At 36.3% G+C, this 21,179-nt stretch carries 4 protein-coding genes; all 4 read left to right on the top strand.

The window, feature by feature from the left end; all coding sequences use genetic code 11:
- Positions 1 to 165 precede the first annotated feature (165 nt).
- On the top strand, positions 166 to 4,674 hold the full coding sequence (locus ET33_RS34505) for a non-ribosomal peptide synthetase (protein ID WP_051776061.1): 4,509 nt from the start codon (positions 166 to 168) through the stop codon (positions 4,672 to 4,674).
- A 37-nt stretch (positions 4,675 to 4,711) separates the two neighbouring features.
- Entirely contained in the window at positions 4,712 to 5,425 is a 714-nt protein-coding gene (locus tag ET33_RS34500) for a thioesterase II family protein (RefSeq protein ID WP_036693412.1), read from the top strand.
- Positions 5,426 to 5,432: 7 nt separating this feature from the next.
- Positions 5,433 to 10,004, top strand: coding sequence for a non-ribosomal peptide synthetase (locus ET33_RS34495; RefSeq protein WP_036693411.1), 4,572 nt, complete (start codon positions 5,433 to 5,435; stop codon positions 10,002 to 10,004).
- Positions 10,005 to 10,093: 89 nt separating this feature from the next.
- A complete protein-coding gene (locus ET33_RS36890; protein WP_051776054.1) occupies positions 10,094 to 21,178 on the top strand; it encodes a non-ribosomal peptide synthetase in 11,085 nt (3,694 codons plus the stop codon).
- The last annotated feature ends 1 nt before the right edge of the window (position 21,179 follow it).

The following is a 21,179-nucleotide window of genomic DNA, read 5'->3' as shown; positions in this document are numbered from 1 at the left end:
ACGATGTCTGGATGACATGGCGAAGCTATGTCTTTTTGAAGAGCAATGCAAAAAAACCAATAATTTAACTATGGTATCCATATCTTCTACCCACTGTAGAATGATGTGGATTTTTGTTTATGAACAATTCTTTGAATATACAATAATACGGAAGGTATGAGAGTAATGGACTTTTATAAGGACGCTAATTATTCACTATCAGAGCCACAAAAAAGAATATGGTATGTTGAAAAGGTTTATCCGGATACCTCAATTAATAATATAGGTGGTTTCGTCAAGATAAAAGGTGAGATTAATTTCGAGCTTCTACAAGAGGCTATTCAAAAATTCATCCGACAAAACGAAGGTATTAGGTTAGAGTTGTATGAAAGTGATGGGGAGATAAGGCAGTACGTAAAAGAATATCTTCCCTTCAAAATACCGTTTTATGATTTTACTGCTTATGAAAATCCTAGTGAGGCAGCTTACTCTTGGTTACAGTCACAATTTCGAAAAGCATTTAAATTGCTGAAGACTGCATTATTCGAATTTATGCTAATAAAAATAAATGAAAATGAAAATGGATTCTTTGTGAAATTACATCATATCACTTCCGATGGTTGGACGATTCAACTTATGACCCAACAGATAACTTCAACTTACATGCAATTGAAATTAGGGACAGAGGGTGAAGTTGATGCAGGATACTCTTATATTGATTATTTGCAACAAGAACAAGAGTATTTAAAATCTCCTCGATTCGAAAAGGATAAAGCTTTTTGGAAAGAACGTTTTAGTAATCTACCTGAAATGTTTTTGCAAAAAAGTTCTGATAGTCTCCAAGGTGCAAGAAAGACTTTTATGCTGCATAAATCCCAGACTGACTTGATCAGAGACTTTGCTGAAAAGAATAACATATCTTTAAATACTTTATTTGTTTGTTTCATCATGATTTATTTGCATAAATCAATGCAGCAAAATGATATTATTATTGGAAATCCTGTTTTAAACCGTTCTACCAATAAACAGAAGAAAATAGCTGGAATGTTCACAAGTACTATGCCATTTCGTATGAATATTGACGAAAAATCCTGTTTATTGGATTTCATTCAAGAAGTTAATTCTGAGATTAGAAAGTACCTTTTCCATCAAAAATATCCTTATAATTTTATTATTGGTGATATTGATTTGTACGAAATGGGAAAGAGAAATTTGTTTCAAATTGTTTTGAATTATTATAATACAAGACTCGTGACGGAATTAGATGGCTTGGTAATTGAAAATGAGGAGTTTTATAATGGATACCAAACTTACTCTTTACAAATTGTTGTTAAAGACTGGTCTTCATCGGGTGAATTAGAGCTTCAGTTTGATTACAAGATTGATGATTATACAGAAGTTGAAATTGAACGCTTATTTCAGCAACTTGTGAATCTAATAAATAATTTACTGAATCATCAAACTAGTTATTTAGATGAAATACAATTAGTTTCGGACAATGAAATTGATAAATTGGTGTTTAAAAATAATAATACGGTAACTGAATATCCTAAGGATCAAACGATAGTGGAATTAATCGAAGCACAAGTTGAGAAGACACCCGATGCAATTGCAGTAAGCTTCAAGGATGATAAACTTAGTTATGATGAACTTAATAAGAGGTCAAATCAACTCGCAAGAATGCTAGTTAATAGGGGCTTAAAGAGTAACGATTTTGTGGGTATCATGGTGGAACACTCTCTAGAAATGATTCTTAGTATTCTGGCCGTATTGAAAGTAGGGGCAGTTTATGTTCCAATTGATCCGGATTATCCTGTCCATCGTATTAATTATATTATCAAGGATAGTAATACTAAATTTATTTTAACTAACTTTGATCTAATGGAAGGTTTACAATTTGATGGCGAGTTCATTCATTTAAATAGTCCACTTATTTATTCTGGTAATAATACTAACTTAGCTGTAGATGTATCCCGGAATGATCCCGTTTACATAATTTATACGTCGGGTTCTACGGGTAATCCTAAAGGAACAATTATTCACCAGCAGGGTCTTGTTAATTATATTTGGTGGGCAAAAGACATCTATCTAAAGAATACTAACGATGTGTTTGCACTATATTCATCAATCTCATTTGATTTAACAGTTACTTCCATTTTCGCCCCCTTGATAACTGGAAACGAAATTAAGATTTATAAAGAGAATGAAGATGAATTTGTTCTTCACCAAGTACTCCGGGAGAATGAAGTAACAGTAATTAAACTTACACCAGCTCATCTTTCTCTTATAAAAAACATGGACAACAGCCAATCCTCAGTGAAGAGATTCATTGTGGGTGGGGAAGATTTAAAATCCAATTTAGCGTTTGAAGTTTATCAAAGCTTTCATGGCGATATTGAAATTTATAACGAGTACGGTCCAACAGAAACTGTAGTAGGCTGTATGATTTATAAGTTTCATCCTAAGAAGGATGTACGTGCATCTGTTCCTATTGGCAAACCTATTCACAATGTACAAATTTATGTTTTGGATAAAAACTTAATGCCTGTGCCTGTTGGGGTTCAAGGGGAAATATATATTTCTGGAGATGGGGTAGCTATAGGCTATTTAAATAAGCCGGAATTGACTAGCAATCATTTTATAGATAATCCATTTATTAAAGGTAATAAAATGTATAAAACAGGTGATCTTGCTGTATATTTGGATGATTATAACTTGGAATATATCGGGAGAACTGACACACAGGTTAAAATTAAAGGATATCGAATTGAATTGAATGAGATCGAAAATCAACTTTTACAAATTCAAGGTGTAATTGATGCTGTTGTTATTGATCAATTGGGTATGAGTGGGGAGAAATATCTTTCGGCATACTTGGTGATGAAAGATGATGTTTCAATTCTAAATATAAAAGCGGTATTAACTGAAAGAATGCCTAGTTACATGATTCCGGTTTATTTTAAGCAGATTGATAAAATTCCTTTATCCGTAAATGGAAAAGTAGATCGGAAAGCATTACCTGATCCAACTTTAAGCGTTTCCGGTAGTGGAGTTCAAAATGGTAATGAAGTTGTGGAGGAAATACTCCTACAAGTTGTGAAAGAAATATTTACTAACGATGGAATAACGCTAGAGGATAACTTTTATCATTTGGGAGGTGACTCAATTAAAGCAATTCAAATTGTTTCTAAGCTTAACAATAATGATTTTAGGCTGAAAGTTAAGGATATCTTGAATTATCCTATATTCAAAGAATTATCTTATGTAATTTCAACAAAAGACGAGAAGCATGCACGGCAAGCTCAAGCTCAAGGCTCAGTAATACCTACACCAATAATAGAATGGTTTTTTATGCAACAGTTTTCCAATCCCAACCATTGGAATCAATCAGTATTATTAGATCTACATTATGATATTCCTACCGAAAATCTCAATACTGCACTGGCTAAGATCATTGCTCATCATGATTCCTTACGATTGCGATATGAAGTTGAAAACCATATGTTATACTATGCAAATAATAATGACATGGATTTTAAAATAGAAGTATATGATTTAAGTCCATATTCTGATGCGGAACAAGTAATGAGAATCAATGATATTGGCTTTCTAAGCAAATCCACAATGAATATCAAAAACTCATTATTGTTTAAAGCAGGCTTATTTAACCTGGGGAATCAAAGAAAAAAGCTTTTATTAACAGCTCATCATCTTGTAGTTGATGCAGTTTCTTGGCGTATTATTTTAGATGATCTAAAAGATTTACTAATGCAATTAGACCGGTCAATGGGGGCATTGAAACTTCCTTCCAAGACAGATTCATTTAAAGCATGGAGTGAAGCTTTGCAACATTATTCTAAAACTGCTTCATTTGACGATGACTTGGCCTATTGGGATCATAGAAAAGTTACAGAACCAATGGTGCAAAATTATTTTGTTAATGATGTGGAAGCAGCAATAGTTGATAATTATAATATGAAGTCTATGCATTTTGAATTAAGCACTGAAGAAACTCAGCAGCTACTTACTAAAGCAAATATGGCTTATACAACCCAAACCATGGACTTACTTGTAGCAGCTCTCTCAAAATCACTATATGAATTTACCAAAGTTAGCGAAGTGACAGTAGAACTGGAAGGCCATGGACGGGAGCAGATTCTTGATGATATTGATATCTTAAGAACTGTTGGTTGGTTTACTACGTTATATCCAATTACCCTAATGATTGAAGATTCATCTATTTCTGCTGGGATAAAATCAATAAAAGAACAATTAAGGAAGATTCCCAAAAAGGGAATCGGGTATGGTATAGTTACTTATTTAAATGGAAGAATAATGAAAAGAAACGAAAAATTAATCCGTTTTAATTATTTGGGTGAATTTGATAGTGGTAGTGGATCACCATACTTTACTATTTCTGAAATGGAGTCTGGATCTGAACAAAGTCTTGATAATCATCCAACATCTCTTTTTGACATTATGATACTCAAAGTTCATCAGAATATGCGGATTACCGTTTCTTATTCTTCCACACGTATTCATCAAGAGAAACTACAGGACTTTATGAATAGCTTTATGCATCAATTGAGACAAGTTATTGCTCATTGCTGTAACAAAGAGGGTTCGGAAGTTACGCCAGCTGACTTCGAAACTATATCGTTAAGTCAAGATGAACTTGATTTTTTGCTTTCATAGTAGACAAGAAAGATCTGACATAATCGTGAGGAGAATAATGAAAAAGAAAATCAAACTGTTTTGTCTACCGTATGCTGGAGCATCGGCATTCATTTATAATAAGTGGGTGAATAAGCTAAATGATGAGATACAACTGGTTCCCTATGAGCTTTCTGGACATGGCTTACGCTATCATGAACCCCATTATACCAGCTTCAGCGAAATAATCACTGAACTTGAGAGTTACATTAAACAGAATGTACATTATGGGGATTACTATGCACTCTTTGGTCATAGTATGGGCGGGACTATTGTTTATGAACTTACTCATCATTTACTTTCACAAGGGTTTTACAAACCTGAAATTGTATATATTTCGGGAAAAGGTCCGCCAGGAAAAAAACGTAGAGAGAGACTGTTACATTTGTTACCTGATGAGGAATTCAAAGAAGAAATTTTCAAGTTGGGAAACACACCAAGGGAAATACTTGACGATAATGTGTTTGAAAAGTATTATCTACCAACGTTAAGGAATGATTTTCGTTTGTTAGAAACTTACTTATTTGAAAAGAAAAAAGATATTCTAGATTGCCCGATTGCTATTTTATATGGAAACACAGATGAAAGAACAGCTGATAACATTCTTGATTGGTCTAAATATACCAAACAAGAGTGTTATTTTTTTGAATTTGATGGTGGACATTTTTTCATTCATGAACATTTTGAAAGCATAATAAAGATTTTAAATAGATCACTATACAGGGGAGGATAAATTTCTTATGAATACCAATGAAAAAATTAATAAAAATGAAGTAGAAGATATATTACATTTGACACCACTCCAAGAGGGAATGCTCTTTCATTATTTACATGAACCCGAAAGCGACCAATATTTCGAACAGCTTAGTTTACGATTAGTAGGAGTAATCAAAACGGATATTTTCGAGAAAGCATGGGCTATCGTTATCGGACAGAACGAGATGCTCAGAACTGTGTTTAGATGGAATAAGATTTCACATCCTGTTCAAATTATTTTGAAACATAAGAGCATATCTATTGATCACAAAGATCTAAGCCAATTAGACAGCACAGAGAAATTAACTCAATTAGAGAGTATCAAGAAAGGAGATAAAGCGAAAAAAATTGATCTGAGCACAGAACCATTTAGAATCATGTTGGTAAAACTAGCGGATAATGAAAACGAAATGATCATAAGCAATCATCATATTATTTACGATGGCTGGAGTAACGGCATTTTATTAAAGGAGTTTATGCTAAATTATTTTGCACTATATAACAATACGCAGATTCAAGTGTCTGAGAAGAGGAAGTTTAAGGATTTTGTGAAATGGATACATGGTAAAAATAAAGAATATCAAGCCGATTACTGGAAATCCTATTTATCAGATTTTGATATGAAATCCTCACTGCCGGTCGATTATGCTAAACCAAAGAATGAAGGCAGGCAAATTAGCAATTTAAGTTATACATTTAATACAAGTTTAGTTGAGAAGATGAACAAGTTAAGACAAACATATGAGCTTACCTTTTCGACACTTGTTTATACAGCTTGGGGGCTACTACTGCAAAAATATAATGATTCAGATGATGTCATTTTTGGAACTGCTGTCTCTGGAAGAACTCCAGATATCACAGGAATTGAAGAAATCGTTGGGTTGATGATTAATACATTACCACTAAGGGTAAAAAGCGAAGCTAATCAAAAAGTTTATCAATTATTGAAGAAGATTAACTCAGATTTACGTAGTAGGGTAGAGCATGAGGGTACTCCACTTTCTGATATAATTTCATACAGCAGCCTTCCTAAAGAAGCTGGTCTTTTTGATTCTATTATGGTTGTAGAAAATTATCCTATCGACGAGGACTTTATAAAAAATGGGGAACTTTTACGGGTTCAGTCTTTTGACATATTTGAAATGACTAATTTCGATCTGTCCCTTCAAGTTTTATTTTTTAACAATCGAATCGAATTAATCATTCAGTATAACATGCAAACAATGAATCAACAGACCATTGAGAACCTTGCTTGTCATTTTTTCAATATTCTTGAGGAGATGGCAAACGATCCTGAAAAAGAATTAACTAACATTAGTTTCTTATCGGAAAAAGAGTATCAATCGCTGTTGTCGAATTTTAATAATCAATTCATGGATACTAACGGACTAATAATGCCTCCGGATTCTAATACAATTCAATATCATTTGTTAAAAAGTATGAGCAGCAATAAAAATAAAATAGCTTTAGAATATGTAAATACGACAGTAAGCTATGGTGAGTTGGATACCAAATCAAATATGATTGCAAACAAGCTCTTATCGAATGGTTTGGAAAAAGGAACCTTCGTGGGGATTCTAACTGATGATAAGATTGAACTAATTACCAGCATTATTGGGATCTTGAAGGCAGGGGGCGTTTTTGTTCCCTTGGATACGAAATATCCGATAGAACGTTTAAAAACGATGATATCAACAACGGATACACGATACGTACTGGTCGATACCGAGTATGAGCATGTTTTAGTTGATGATAAAACAACCAACAACACTACAATAGCAAAAATCAACATAGACGAATTGTTTACTCAAAGAAGTGCATCGGAACTTCAGAGACCGGAGATTACTTATCATGAAGATGATGCCCTATATGTTTTCTTTACCTCGGGTTCTTCAGGAACCCCAAAGGCCGTTATTGGGAGAAATGGCAGTTTAATGCATTTTATCCACTGGGAGATCAAAAATTTCTCTCTGGATGACACGGTACGGGTTAGTCAATTTACATCTCCATGTCATAATCCACTACTAAGGGACATCTTTGTACCTCTGTGTGCTGGTGGAACGATTTGTATACCGGAAAGTAAAGAGAAGATGCTCGACTCTAATTATTTAATCCGTTGGGTAGAGGAATCTAATGTAAACCTAATCCATTGTACACCAAGTTTATTCAAATTATTAAGTTCAACGCTTATCAATAGTACGATGTTTCCGGCATTAAAATATATTTTACTCGCTGGGGAAAGGGCTACACCTAAAGACTTAGCAGCGTGGTATGAGGTGATAGGAGAAAGAATTCAGTTAGTCAGTTTGTATGGACAGACAGAAACAACGTTGGCCAAAATGTGTTATCTTATTCAGCCGAGTGATGTAAAGAAGGTTAATATTCCTATTGGCAAACCAATAAATGGAGCCCAAGTAGCCATTTTAGATAAAGATATGAATTTCTGCGCAATAGGATTCAAAGGTGAAATATACATCCGGACTCCTTACAGAAGCCTTGGATATTACAATAATACGGAATTAAATCAACGGAATTTTCTTGTAAACCCGTTTAGTAATGATCCACATGACATTATTTATAAGACAGGTGATGTTGGAAAAATATTACCGGATGGAAATATCGAATTTCTAGGCAGAGCAGACCGACAAATTAAAATTAGAGGGTTTCGGATTGAGTTGAATGAAGTGGAAAATACGTTACTGCTGCATCGATTGGTCAAAGAGGCAGCAGTAGTAGTAAAGGAAAATACCCAGAGTAATAACTACTTGTGTGCTTATATAGTCTTTAATACAGATCTGAAAAGTATAACCCAAAATAATGATATTAATGAAATTCGTACGTTTATTTCGCAAAAACTACCAGATTACATGATTCCACAATATTTTATCCCACTTGATCATTTGCCTATGAATTTAAATGGTAAGCTCGACTATAAGGCATTGCCAGAACCTGAGCAACAAGAATACATAGCACCCGTTGGAGAAATTGAAATCAAATTGGCAGCCTTATGGTGTGAAATTTTAGGCATAGAACGGGTTAGTCGCAGTGATAAGTTTTTAGAAAGTGGTGGGCATTCACTTAATATTATGTCTTTAATTTTCAAGGTACAGCAACAATTCAGTATTGAACTTCCACTCACTGAAGTATTTAAGAATATTACTATTAAGGAACTGGCTGATTTCATTACAAATTCCCAACCAGTAGTTAGCTATGATGAAATAAAACCATTACAAGAGCGGGATTACTATACCTTATCACCTACACAAAATGGAATGTTTGTATCAAACCAATTACATAGGAATCATACCTTTTATAACATTCCATACGTTGCCGAGATAGATGGGGAAGTTAACATTAAACGTTTAGAAGAGGCATTTAAATCCCTTATCTTAAGACATGAATCCTTAAGAACATCATTTCATTATGTAAACGGTCGACCGGTTCAAAAGATCGAATCGAAAGTTGAATTTCATATCGAAGTAGTCGAAACTGTAAATATCGATGTAGACAAATCGATCAAGGAGTTTGTTCGTCCTTTTGATCTGACGGTTGCACCTTTATTTAGAATAAAATTAATACTTACTCATGATAAACACTACTTGTTATTTGATATGCATCATATTATTTCTGATGGTGTATCGATGACAATCATAGTCAAGGACCTTATAAGTTTATATGGAGGGAACAAGCTTCCAGACTTAAAAGTTCAGTACAAAGATTATGTTGAATGGCTCCATCATGTAACAGGCTCCAATCTTGAGCAAGAGCAATATTGGCTAGAAGTATTTCGCAGTCCTGTACCAAAGTTAATGCTACAAACGGATTATCCGAGACCTTCCAATGTAACCTATGATGGGCGGGTAGTAAAATTTGTTCTAAATAATGAATTAAAGGATAGGCTGAGTAATCTTGCGGGGCAGTTGGGCTGCACAAGCTTTATGATTTTTCTAACTGCATACATTCTTTTGCTTCATAAATATACAAAACAAGAAGATATTGTGGTCGGCGTGCCCATTGCCGGAAGGACGAACCCCGAAACTGAAAACATTGTAGGCACCTTTATAAATCTACTGGCATTGAGAAATCATTTCTCACCTGAAGATAGCATTCTGGACTTACTGTTACGAGTGAAAGACCACTCTTTACAAGCATTTATGTATCAAAATTTCCCTTTTGAACAATTGGTTAATAAGCTGGCTATGCCATCTGATTTAAGCAGACACCCCATATTTGACACCATGTTTGTTATGCAAAATATGGAACCATTGGTGATGGAATTTGAAGAAATTACATTTAAAACCTATGAAATTGAACGAAATACAACAAAATATGACTTAAGCCTTCTTATTCTCGAGCAAAATCATAATTGGATTTTGGAGTTTGAATATTCTACAAAATTATTTAAAGATAAAACGATCCAACGACTAGGTGAACATTATCTAGAAATTTTAGAACAAATGGAAGCACCACAAGCAAAAATAAGTGATATCAAATTATTGGAGCATGAGCCTTTGCAAGTGACGAATCAATTTAAAACGGATACTTTTGCTTTTTAAAGAAGAAATGTGAATAGGAAGATGATATAAAGCATGAATTGAAGGAGCAACCCTACCCCAATTATAAATTTGAGAGAGGAACATAAAAAATGAATGAAGCCTTTTTAAATGGAAAATCATTTTGGCAAACGAAATTCCAGAATATTGATGCCTTTCATTTAAATAATACCGTTGTTCATACCGAGGATGTGGTACGTTCGACATATTCTACATCAATTACAAATAAAAACTTTACAAAGCTTCTTGAAATCTGTAAAAATTCAGATTCGTTATTATATACATATTTATTAGCAGTGATAAACGTCTCATTCGCAAAATACACCAATGATTCAATAGTGGTTGTCGGTTCCCCTGCAGTAAATGATACGGAAAATAATTTAATTATCCCAATATGCTCTTCATATTCTGCGTTGGATACATTTAAGGAGTACTTATTGAGCATAAAGGCAGACTTGGCAGATTCGAATACGTATCATACTTTACCGTTGGATGCATTTATCAGTGAACTGAAATTAAATACAATCCAACAAGCTTCTGATTTGTATGATTCTATTGTTTTGTTGGATAGTCTCCATGGCACAGCATGTATCGAGACTTCAGAAAAACCACTGATCATTTTACTTAATAAAAAGCAGAATGAGATTCAATTGACCTATATCTATAATGAAACATGGATAGGATTGATGCAAATAGAGGTTTTATCTAAGCTATTTCATTCGATTCTCACTACAGTTTTATTTAACATGGATATCAAGTTATGTGAGATTCATGCTGCCGATATGAATGAAGCTAACAAGATAATAACTTTGTTTAATGATACGGACTCTCCCTATCCCTCAAACAAAACATTACATGCTTTGTTTGAGGAACAAGTCAAGAAAACACCCGATCACATTGCTGCCACATTTCAAAATAATAGTTTAACCTATCACCAATTGAATGGATACGCAAACCGATTCGCAAGAAAGTTACAAGAAGCTGGTGTAGGTACTGGTACGATTGTACCCATTATGGCAGAGCGTTCCATAGAAATGCTCATAGGAATTCTGGGGATATTAAAAGCGGGTGGTGCTTATTTACCGATTGATTTAGCCATCCCTATAGGTCGATTCCAGTATATATTGGAAGATTGCGGAGCATCCATAGGAGTTGCATTTCATAATAAAGAAGCAACTGATACCATGATTACATGGATCTCCTTAGATGATGAGGAATGGTATACAAGAGATGATTCGAATCTGAATCATGTCAATCTTCCATCTGATTTGGCTTATGTCATTTATACCTCAGGTACAACGGGTAAACCTAAGGGGGTCATGATCGAGCATCGGAGCGTCCTGAATCGATTAAACTGGATGCAAAAAACGTTTCCATTATCGCAAGATGATGTCATACTTCAAAAGACACCATATACGTTTGATGTCTCGGTTTGGGAAATTTTCTGGTGGCAAATGGCAGGAGCCAGTGTTGTTTTACTTCCCCCACTAGGAGAAAGGGACTCCGGGTCCATCATTAAAGCAATAAAAGAAAACAATGTGTCAGTTATGCACTTTGTCCCATCTATGTTAAGTGCATTTTTACATTATGTTGGTAATGTGGAAAAAGAAATCTCATTTGAACAGATCAAGTATTTGTTTACAAGTGGGGAAGCATTGAACATTAAGCAAGTGGAACAAACAAGAAAAGTAATGGGAACAAACATCTTAAATTTATATGGACCTACTGAGGCGACAGTTGATGTCACTTATTATAAGTGTGATGATCTAGATGCTGATCATGTTCCAATTGGCAAACCTATTGATAACACAAAGATTTATATTGTTGACAAACATCACAATTTAATGCCCGTTGGAATCATCGGAGAAATCTGTATAGCCGGGGAAGGATTAGCAAGGGGATATTTAAATCAACCTGAGCTTACAGCAGAAAAGTTTGTGCCAAACCCTTATATTACTGGGAGTTTAATGTACAAAACTGGAGATTATGGAAGATGGTTACCTGACGGGAATGTTGAATATTTAGGCCGTATCGATGGCCAGGAAAAGATTAGAGGGTATAGGATTGAAGTAAGAGAAATCGAAATGACTCTTGAGCAATATCCGGGAATTCATAAAGCCGTTGTCCTTGTAAAGGGAGATACATCAAACGATAAGTATCTCGTAGCATTTGTGAGTAAAATTGATGACAATATTGAAGAAATCAAAAATTTTTTACGTCAATCATTACCAGAGTATATGATTCCGGCCTATATTGTAAACGTAGAAAGCATGCCAGTAACCTTAAATGGAAAACTGGACCGTCATGCACTGCTTACCAGGGACGATTATAAACAAAGCCATGTTACCCTAACAGAGTCGTCCAATGAAATTGAAGAGCAATTAAAGGCAATGTGGAAAGATATTCTAGGAACATGGCCAATAAGCAATAGTGATAATTTTTTTGAATTGGGCGGACATTCTTTAAAGGCTATGAATTTGCAGCTTCAAATTCATGATAAGTGGAGTGTCTTGATTCCATTACAAGATGTATTCAACTACCCGACGATCCATGGCTTAGCACAAAGGGTCAAATTAGCCAATCCTTCTATAAACAATGCCATCCAACCGGCCAAGGAGAACTCGTCATATCCTGTTTCTTCTGCCCAGAAAAGGTTACTCATTCTAAATCAGCTTGACCGTGGCGGTATTAGTTACCAAATGCCTTGCATTATTAATCTACAAGGAAACGCAGATCCTCACCGAATTGAGACGACGATTCAGTCTCTGATCACTAGGCACGAGCCTTTGCGTACTTCATTTGAAATACAGAATGATCAGATGGTCCAAATCGTCAATTCGAATGTCCGGTTTAAGCTTTCAACTAGTAATGCAAAAGAAAGTGAAATCGAGAGTTGTATAGAGCAATTCATTAGACCCTTTGATTTAAGACAAGCCCCTTTAATTCGAGCACAGCTAGTTGAAATTGAGGAAGAGCGTCATATATTAATGTTGGATATGCATCATATTATTTCGGACGGTGTGTCAATGACTATGCTGGTTCGAGAATTCACGGAACTTTATCGCGGGGTTGAACTTCCACCACTACTAGTACAGTATAAGGATTATTCAATATGGCAACTGCAGCAACTAGAATTCGATGCACTTAGAAAGCAGGAAAGCTACTGGCTGAATGTATTTGAGCATAGGGCTCCAGTCATGGAGTTACCGACTGATTTCCCAAGAGCTACTGTTCAAAGCTTTGAAGGGGATCGGATTCCATTTTCACTGTGTACAACTTTGACACAAAAACTAAAAGGGCTTGCTGAACAAACTGATAGTTCGTTGTACATGATTTTGCTCACTGCATACCATATCCTCCTACATAAATATACGGGACAAACAGATATAGTTGTAGGATCACCCATTGCTGGGAGGACACATTCTGATATTCAGAATATGCTTGGCATGTTTGTAAACACGCTCGCAATGCGAAGTACACCAGAGGGGAGTAAGCCATTTCTTACTTTTCTTAAAGAGGTTAGGGATTTTGCACTTGCTTCATATGAAAATCAAGATTACCCCTTTGAAGAACTCATTGATAAGTTGAAAGTGAGAAGAGATGTCAGCCGAAACCCTTTATTCGATACTATGTTTATTTTTCAAAATACGGATATATCCAAGTTGGACTTTGACGATTTGGTAGCCAGTCCATATCCCTATCACATGAAGATAGCAAAGTTTGATATCACGTTAGAAGCAGTGGAGATCGAAGAAGGGCTGTCATTTCATTTTGAGTACAGTACCAGTTTATTTAGACCCGAAACGATACAAAGGATGAGTGGACATTATCTTAACATACTTGAGGAGATAACGAGTCATCCAGAAAAAACAATATCTGAAATTGAAATCATAACGGAAGAAGAACTACAACAAATTGAAGAAGTTTTTAACAACACTTCAGTTGACTTTGCCGAGGATAAAACGATACATCAGCTTTTTGAGGAGCAAGTTCGCCACAATCCAAATAAAATAGCTATAACTTATGAATCATGCCAATTAACTTATCGTGAACTTAACGAACGCTCAAATCAAATGTCAAATTATTTACAGGCTACTAGACATGTCCAACCCGGAGAACTAATCGGAATTATGATGGAACGAACAGAGCGTATGCTCGTCGTTCTGCTCGGTATTCTTAAGGCTGGAGGGGCGTATGTTCCAATTGATCCTAGTTATCCTATAGAGAGAATTAACTATATTTTAAACGACAGCCAAATGAAAAGCATCATTCTCGAGGAGAAGTATGCTGAGCAGATCTATCATGCTAAGGATGTCATTGATTTTATAGTCTTGGAGAATGAACAAAATCACATTGAACAGTTTTCCATTGATAGCCCTGTGACTAGCAGTGGTGCTACCGACCTGGCTTATATTATCTACACTTCAGGGTCAACTGGTAATCCCAAAGGGGTGATGGTAAATCATTACAATGTGATTAACTTTTTTACGGGGATGGATCAACGTATTACATGCAGCAGTCACGATGTGTTCTTCTCCGTGACCACAATATCATTTGATATCTCCATTCTAGAGTTATTTTGGACTTTGAGTAGGGGAATGTCTATTGTTTTAAGAGCAAGTGATGAATATCAGATGAACTACGATAAGTATCTTATAGAGCAAAATATAGATGTTGATTTTAGCTTGTTCTTTTTCTCTAGCTATAATCCTAAGGATGATCATGATAAGTACAAATTACTATTTGAAAGTGCAAAATTTGCAGATGAACATGGTTTTGCCGCTATTTGGACGCCGGAACGACATTTTCACGAATTTGGGGGATTATACCCGAACCCTTCTGTTACGTCATCCGCTCTAGCAATGATTACCGAGAATATCCAGCTTCGTTCAGGGAGTATTGTTTCACCGCTACACGATTCCATTCGCATTGTCGAAGAATGGTCAGTCGTTGATAACATATCAAAGGGGCGTGTAGGGTTATCTTTTGCATCTGGATGGCATTCAGATGATTTTGTACTACAGCCTGAGCATTTTCAAAACCGGGTAGGATTCATGTTTCAACAAATACAAGAAGTACAAGACCTTTGGCACGGAAGACCCATATCCAAAATTAATGGTTTAGGTAAAGAAGTCGAAGTTCACACCTACCCTAGGCCGTTGCAGCAAGAACTACCGGTATGGGTAACAACTGCTGGAAGCAAGGAAACCTTTATTCAAGCCGGAAAAATTGGGGCCAACGTATTAACTCATATGCTCGGTCAAGATTTGTCTCGACTTCAAGAAAATATAATTGCCTATCGTAATGCATTAAGAGAAAATGGATACCCGGTCGACAAGGGCAAAGTTTCACTGATGCTTCACACTTTCATTGGCGAAGATTTAGAAGAGGTCAAAGTTAAGGTAAAGAAACCTTTTTGCGACTATTTGCGCTCCAGCATCAGCCTAGTGAGGAACTTGGCGGAGGACCTTCAAATAAATTCACATGATATTGACAATTCCGAAGAGATGGTCGATTCATTGATTGATATTGCTTTTGATAGATACTGGCAGAGTTCATCACTAATGGGTACAACGACAAGTTGTTTGGACATGGTCAAGAAGCTTAGCTTTATAGGCGTTAATGAAATTGCATGTCTGGTGGATTTTGGTCTTCCTGATTCGGATGTGATGAACAGTTTGCAACACTTGGCAGGGTTCAAAGACTCACTTTCGAAAGCTAATGTTCCATCAGAGAAGCCAGTTACGATGATGCAAACCACGCCCTCTAGATTGAATACCTTGCTGAAAGATGCACAATCCAAACGATTTATCGCATCTTTGCGCACCTTATTAATAGGTGGAGAACCATTGCCTGACGACTTAATTGAAAAAATTAGAGAAACGACTACTGCTGAAATCTACAATATGTATGGACCAACCGAAACGACCATTTGGTCTTCTGTACTTCAGGTCAAAGGAAGATCAAATCATAATAATATTGGATCTCCCATTGCAAATACCCAAATGTATATTCTTAATCAAGACCTTAATGTATTACCTGTTGGTGTCCTGGGTGAGATATACATTGGGGGAGAGGGGATAGTCCGCGGGTATTTACATAGAGAAGAATTGACTGCGGAAAGGTTTATAGAACGTCCACCTATGCTCAATATGACCGATGGAAAAATTTACAAAACTGGTGATTTGGGAAAACGCTTGCCTGATGGAACGATACAATTCCATGGAAGGAATGACTCCCAAGTCAAAATACGGGGACATCGAATTGAATTAGGTGAAATTGAAGCTGCCCTTCTGGCACATCCGGCTTTGGAAGAAGTTGCTGTGATCGACGAAGGCAGTGGGAATTCAAAGCGTTTAGTGGCTTTTTACGTTTCACATAAAGGATTTGAAATGAATGAACTGCGACAGTATTTAAGCAGTAAGCTCCCATTTTATATGGTGCCTTCGTTATTCATTCCATTATCCAAGATGCCACTAACACCGAATGGAAAAATTGATCGAGTTTCATTAAAGACATTTAAATATGAATTATCCATTGATACTGACATTCCCGAAGGACCAACAACCAAAAATGAAGAAGTTTTAGTCTCCGTTTGGCAAAGTGTACTTGGAGTACAAAAGATAAGCATCCATGATGATTTCTTTCAGCTCGGTGGTGACTCCATTAAAGCCATTCAAGTTTCATCACGGCTCCGACATTTCGAAATGGAGCTTGATATTCGAGATTTATTCAAGCATTCAACGATAGCAGTTCTTAGTCCATACATTAAAGAAACTAAAAGAGTTATCTCACAAGATCTTGTCGAAGGTAAAGTAATGTTGAGTCCGATCCAAAGCTGGTTTTTTAAGAATTATAGATCTGACTCAGAGAAGCATCACTATAATCATTCTGTGATGCTATTTAATAAGAACGGCTTCAATCAACATCATATTGAGGCCGTATTCGAAAAAATAGTGAAGCATCATGATGCACTTAGAATGTCATTCAAGCAAGAGAACTTTGAAGTGCTTCAATATAACAGAGCACTGGAAGGTGCTTTGTTTGGGTTGAAAGTATACGATTTTACCAAGGATACAAATCAGCTTCATTTACTGCAAACGGAAATGAATGACTTACAGAGCAAATTGAATCTTCAAGAGGGTCCGTTAGTACAGCTCGGATTATTTAGAATGGTCGAAGGGGATCACTTGTTGATCATTATTCATCATCTCGTTGTCGACGGCATATCGTGGAGGGTTCTGCTAGAAGATTTCAACACGGGGTATATACAAGCTTCTCGTGGGGAGCGGATTGAATTCCCACTGAAGACAAGCTCATTCCAAGACTGGTCAGCCTTCTTAAACAGTACTTTCTTCCATGATGAGCTGGACTATTGGCAGCAAATCGAACAGCAGCCATTCAGTACATTGCCGGTAGACTATCAGGTCTCCGTTAGTAAAATGAGAGACACGCATCGTTTAACTAAACGTCTAAGCAGTGAAAGTACCGAAAAGCTGATTAAGCAAGCGAATATAGCCTATGGCACCGATATTAATGATTTACTTTTAACCGCACTTGGCTTTGCATTAAAAGAATGGACGAATGAGTCGAGGTTTAAGATTGATCTGGAAAGCCATGGGAGGCTATCACATCAAATGGAAGTCTCCAGAACGGTGGGCTGGTTCACTTCCTTGTACCCATTCATGCTGGATATGTCGGGTGATGGAGATTTTTCCTATCACATTAAAAAAATTAAGGAAATGAGTAGAAGTATTCCTAATCTAGGGATAGGCTTTGGCATAATGAAGCATCTTTTAGTTGAAAATGAGAAGAGTGATAATGCAGATGTATTATTCAATTATTTAGGGCAGTTTGATCAGGATATCCAATCAGAGATTTTCGAAATATCTGCTGTTGAAACGAATAATAACATCAGCGGGCAGTTGAGCCGGGTCCATAAGCTGGAAATCAACGGCATGGTCAGTCATGGAAGGCTTACTTTTTCTGTGGATTACAATCGTTGCGAATTTAAAGAGGAGAATATTCAACGCTTTATTTCCAGCTTTATGAAGCATTTGGATGATATTGTAGGTCACTGTACAACCAAGAAGAGCGTAGAGTTAACATACAGCGATCTGTCGACTAAAGATGTTTCGAGGGAAGAAGTAGCACATTTACTTGGCGACGACAATATACAAGATATCTATGAGCTATCCCCTATGCAGAAGGGCATCCTGTTCCACGCTTCATTAAATGAGGAAACAGGCTCTTATTTTCAACAATTTATCTTGGATGTGTCCGGTAATATTCAAATGGAATACTTCGAAGAGAGTCTGCAGCAGTTGATAGCGCGGCATGATATTTTAAGAACGAAATTTGAATATCGCAGAAATAAGCGTCCATTACAAATCGTAATGAGGCACCGTTCCTCTAAAGTTTATTTTCAAGATATCTCACGGTACACCGAAAGTGAGAAAAAAAAGTATATTCATTCTTTTTTAACATCGGATAGAACCCGAGGTTTTGATGTTGAGAAGGATGAGCTAATAAGAGTGGCAGTACTTCAAACATCTGCTACAGTCTATCAGCTTGTCTTTAGCTATCATCATATTATTATGGATGGTTGGTGCATGGCGGTTATTTTCAGCGAATTATTTAAGATTTATAATTCATTGCTGACTAATGAAACCTTGGAATTACAAGCAGTCTATCCTTACAGTAGCTATATATCATGGTTGTATGAGCAAAATAGTGAGCAAGCCTCCTTGTATTGGAAAAAATACTTGAAAGGTTTTGAAAAGAAGAATCTGCAAAAGGAGATTTTACTGAATAAAAAAGGATATAGCGTTGCCGAGGAGTTCATTACATTGGGTGCAGACGGCACGGGTGCACTGAAGCAGATTGCTATTCAAAATAAGTCTACGATGCATACAGTTATTGCAGCGGTTTGGGGCTTATTGCTACAAAAAGTTAATGATACACAAGATGTTTTATTTGGAACCGTTGTATCTGGAAGGCCAGCAGAATTAGAAGGAATCGAACAAACTATAGGATTATTTATTAATACGATTCCAATCCGAGTTTCGAGTGAAAAAGAAATGCTCCTATCAGAATTACTAAAAAGGATTCAATTAGAGTCATTAGCATCTGAAAAATTCAGCTATTATCCACTGTATGAGATTCAACGAGATTACGCGCAGTTGGACCATATCTTATTATTCGAAAATTATCCTATCCAGGACGAGTTGCAAAATTTGGGCAGAGGTTTGCAGTGCGGGATTACTATCAATCATGTAGAAGTATTTGAACAAACCAATTATGATTTTAATTTACTCGTCGAAGCCAAGGACTCTGTTGTATTCCGGGCTAGATATAATGCCAAAGTATTTGAACGTCAGTATGTGCAAGACATGCTGAATTACTTCTTAATTTTATTAAATACAATTATCAGTGACCCAGCGCAGACAGTTAGCCAGATCCATACCGTACATTCGGAATTCCAAGGCAACATGATTGCCGGAAGGCTTGGTCAAGTGTCCAGCACATCTAGCGGAGGTGAGACGACTTCTTTATCAGATTCTATCCAAGTCGATTACATTGAACCGGAAGGTGCCATAGAAAAGCAGTTGGCACATATTTGGGAGGAGATATTTGGTATTAAAAACTTAAGTAGAACGACTAGCTTTTTTGACTTGGGTGGCCATTCCTTAAATATTATGGAACTGATCTCGAAAGTATACGCGGCATTTACGGTACAAATTTCATTGGCGGACGTCTTTAAACATAATAGCATCCAAGCCCTATCGGAACTCATTTGGAACAAACAGTCTGGCGACAAGTTTGTTCCGATTCTGCCTGCGGAAGAGAAACCATATTATACGCTGTCTTCGGCACAGTTCAGTCGATACATTACACATGCTTATAGCGGTGGGAATATTATTAATAATATTCCTAAGATCATCAAAATTGATGGTCCATTCAGCATCGAACATTGCAATGAAATACTAAAAACGTTAATCGACAGACATGAATCTTTAAGGACCTCATTTAAGTTAGTCAATGGAGAACCGGTACAGGTGATCCATCCAATGGTGGAATTTCAGATTACACAGCTCGAAAAGGTCCATGCTTCAATCGAGGCATGGTCGCAAACCTTTATCCAACCTTTTGATCTTTCGGTTGCCCCTCTGATCAGAGTAGGATTTACAAGAGTCAGTGATCTAGAGCATTACCTCATCTTTGACATGCATCATATTATTATTGATGGATTTTCTTTAAGTATCTTTATTAATGAGTTTATTGCTCTTTATGACGGAAAACCACTAAAGCCTATTACTTTCCAATATAGAGACTACAGTGAATGGCATAAACATCATTACTTACAATCAGCGGAATTCAAGAAGCATGAACAATATTGGCTGGATATGTATGCTGAGGAATGCGTTCCTTTGCAAATGCCTACGGATTATCCGCGGCTTTCGGATCAAAAATATCAAGGAAAAGAAATTCATTTCTCTATCAATAGCCTTGTCACAGCGAAGCTGAAAGAAAGGTTAACCGAAACATCGACTTCGCTTTATATGTTTTTAATGGCTGTTTATAATTTGTTCCTTCATAAATATACTGGGCAAGAAGATTTTACGGTAGGGACAGCAATTGCCGGAAGACATCATCCTGATGTTAGAAATATAATGGGTATTTTTGTGAATACACTGGCGATTAGAACGAGCCCGAGGCCTCATCTGGCGTTCTCTGAGTTCCTGCTAGGGGTGAAAGAGACTGTGCTGGATGCATACGAACATCAGGATTATCCGTTTGAGAAGCTGGTTGAAGCCCTCCTAATCACACGGAACGCGGGAAGGCATCCGTTGTTTGACACCATGTTTGTTATGCAAAATATTGAGTATCCTGAATTTTATGTTGATGACGTTAGATTTTCTTCCATTCATCTTCATACCAATACCTCTAACTTTGATTTTAAACTAGAGGCGTTTGAAATTGACAATGAAATTTCATTTACTCTGGAGTATAATACGGAGTTATTTAAACCAGTAACGATTGAGAAATGGGTGAAGCACTATCTTATGGTCGTTGAAGCGGTGGTAAACGATATAAACATGAAGTTGTCCGATGTTCAAATAATATCTTCGGAAGAAAAACGGGAAATTGAGTTGGATTTTAACGCTATTTTATAAT

The sequence above is a fragment of the Paenibacillus tyrphae genome (assembly GCF_000722545.1).
Lineage (GTDB): Bacteria > Bacillota > Bacilli > Paenibacillales > NBRC-103111 > Paenibacillus_G > Paenibacillus_G tyrfis.
The sequence above is the reverse complement of the archived record's forward strand: the minus strand, read 5'-3'. Positions and strand labels throughout refer to the sequence as shown.

Coding starts and splice junctions, on each gene's coding strand:
- ET33_RS34500 (WP_036693412.1), top strand. CDS start 4,712: ATGAAAAAGAAAATCAAACTGTTTTGTCTACCGTATGCTGGAGCATCG.
- ET33_RS34495 (WP_036693411.1), top strand. CDS start 5,433: ATGAATACCAATGAAAAAATTAATAAAAATGAAGTAGAAGATATATTA.
- ET33_RS34505 (WP_051776061.1), top strand. CDS start 166: ATGGACTTTTATAAGGACGCTAATTATTCACTATCAGAGCCACAAAAA.
- ET33_RS36890 (WP_051776054.1), top strand. CDS start 10,094: ATGAATGAAGCCTTTTTAAATGGAAAATCATTTTGGCAAACGAAATTC.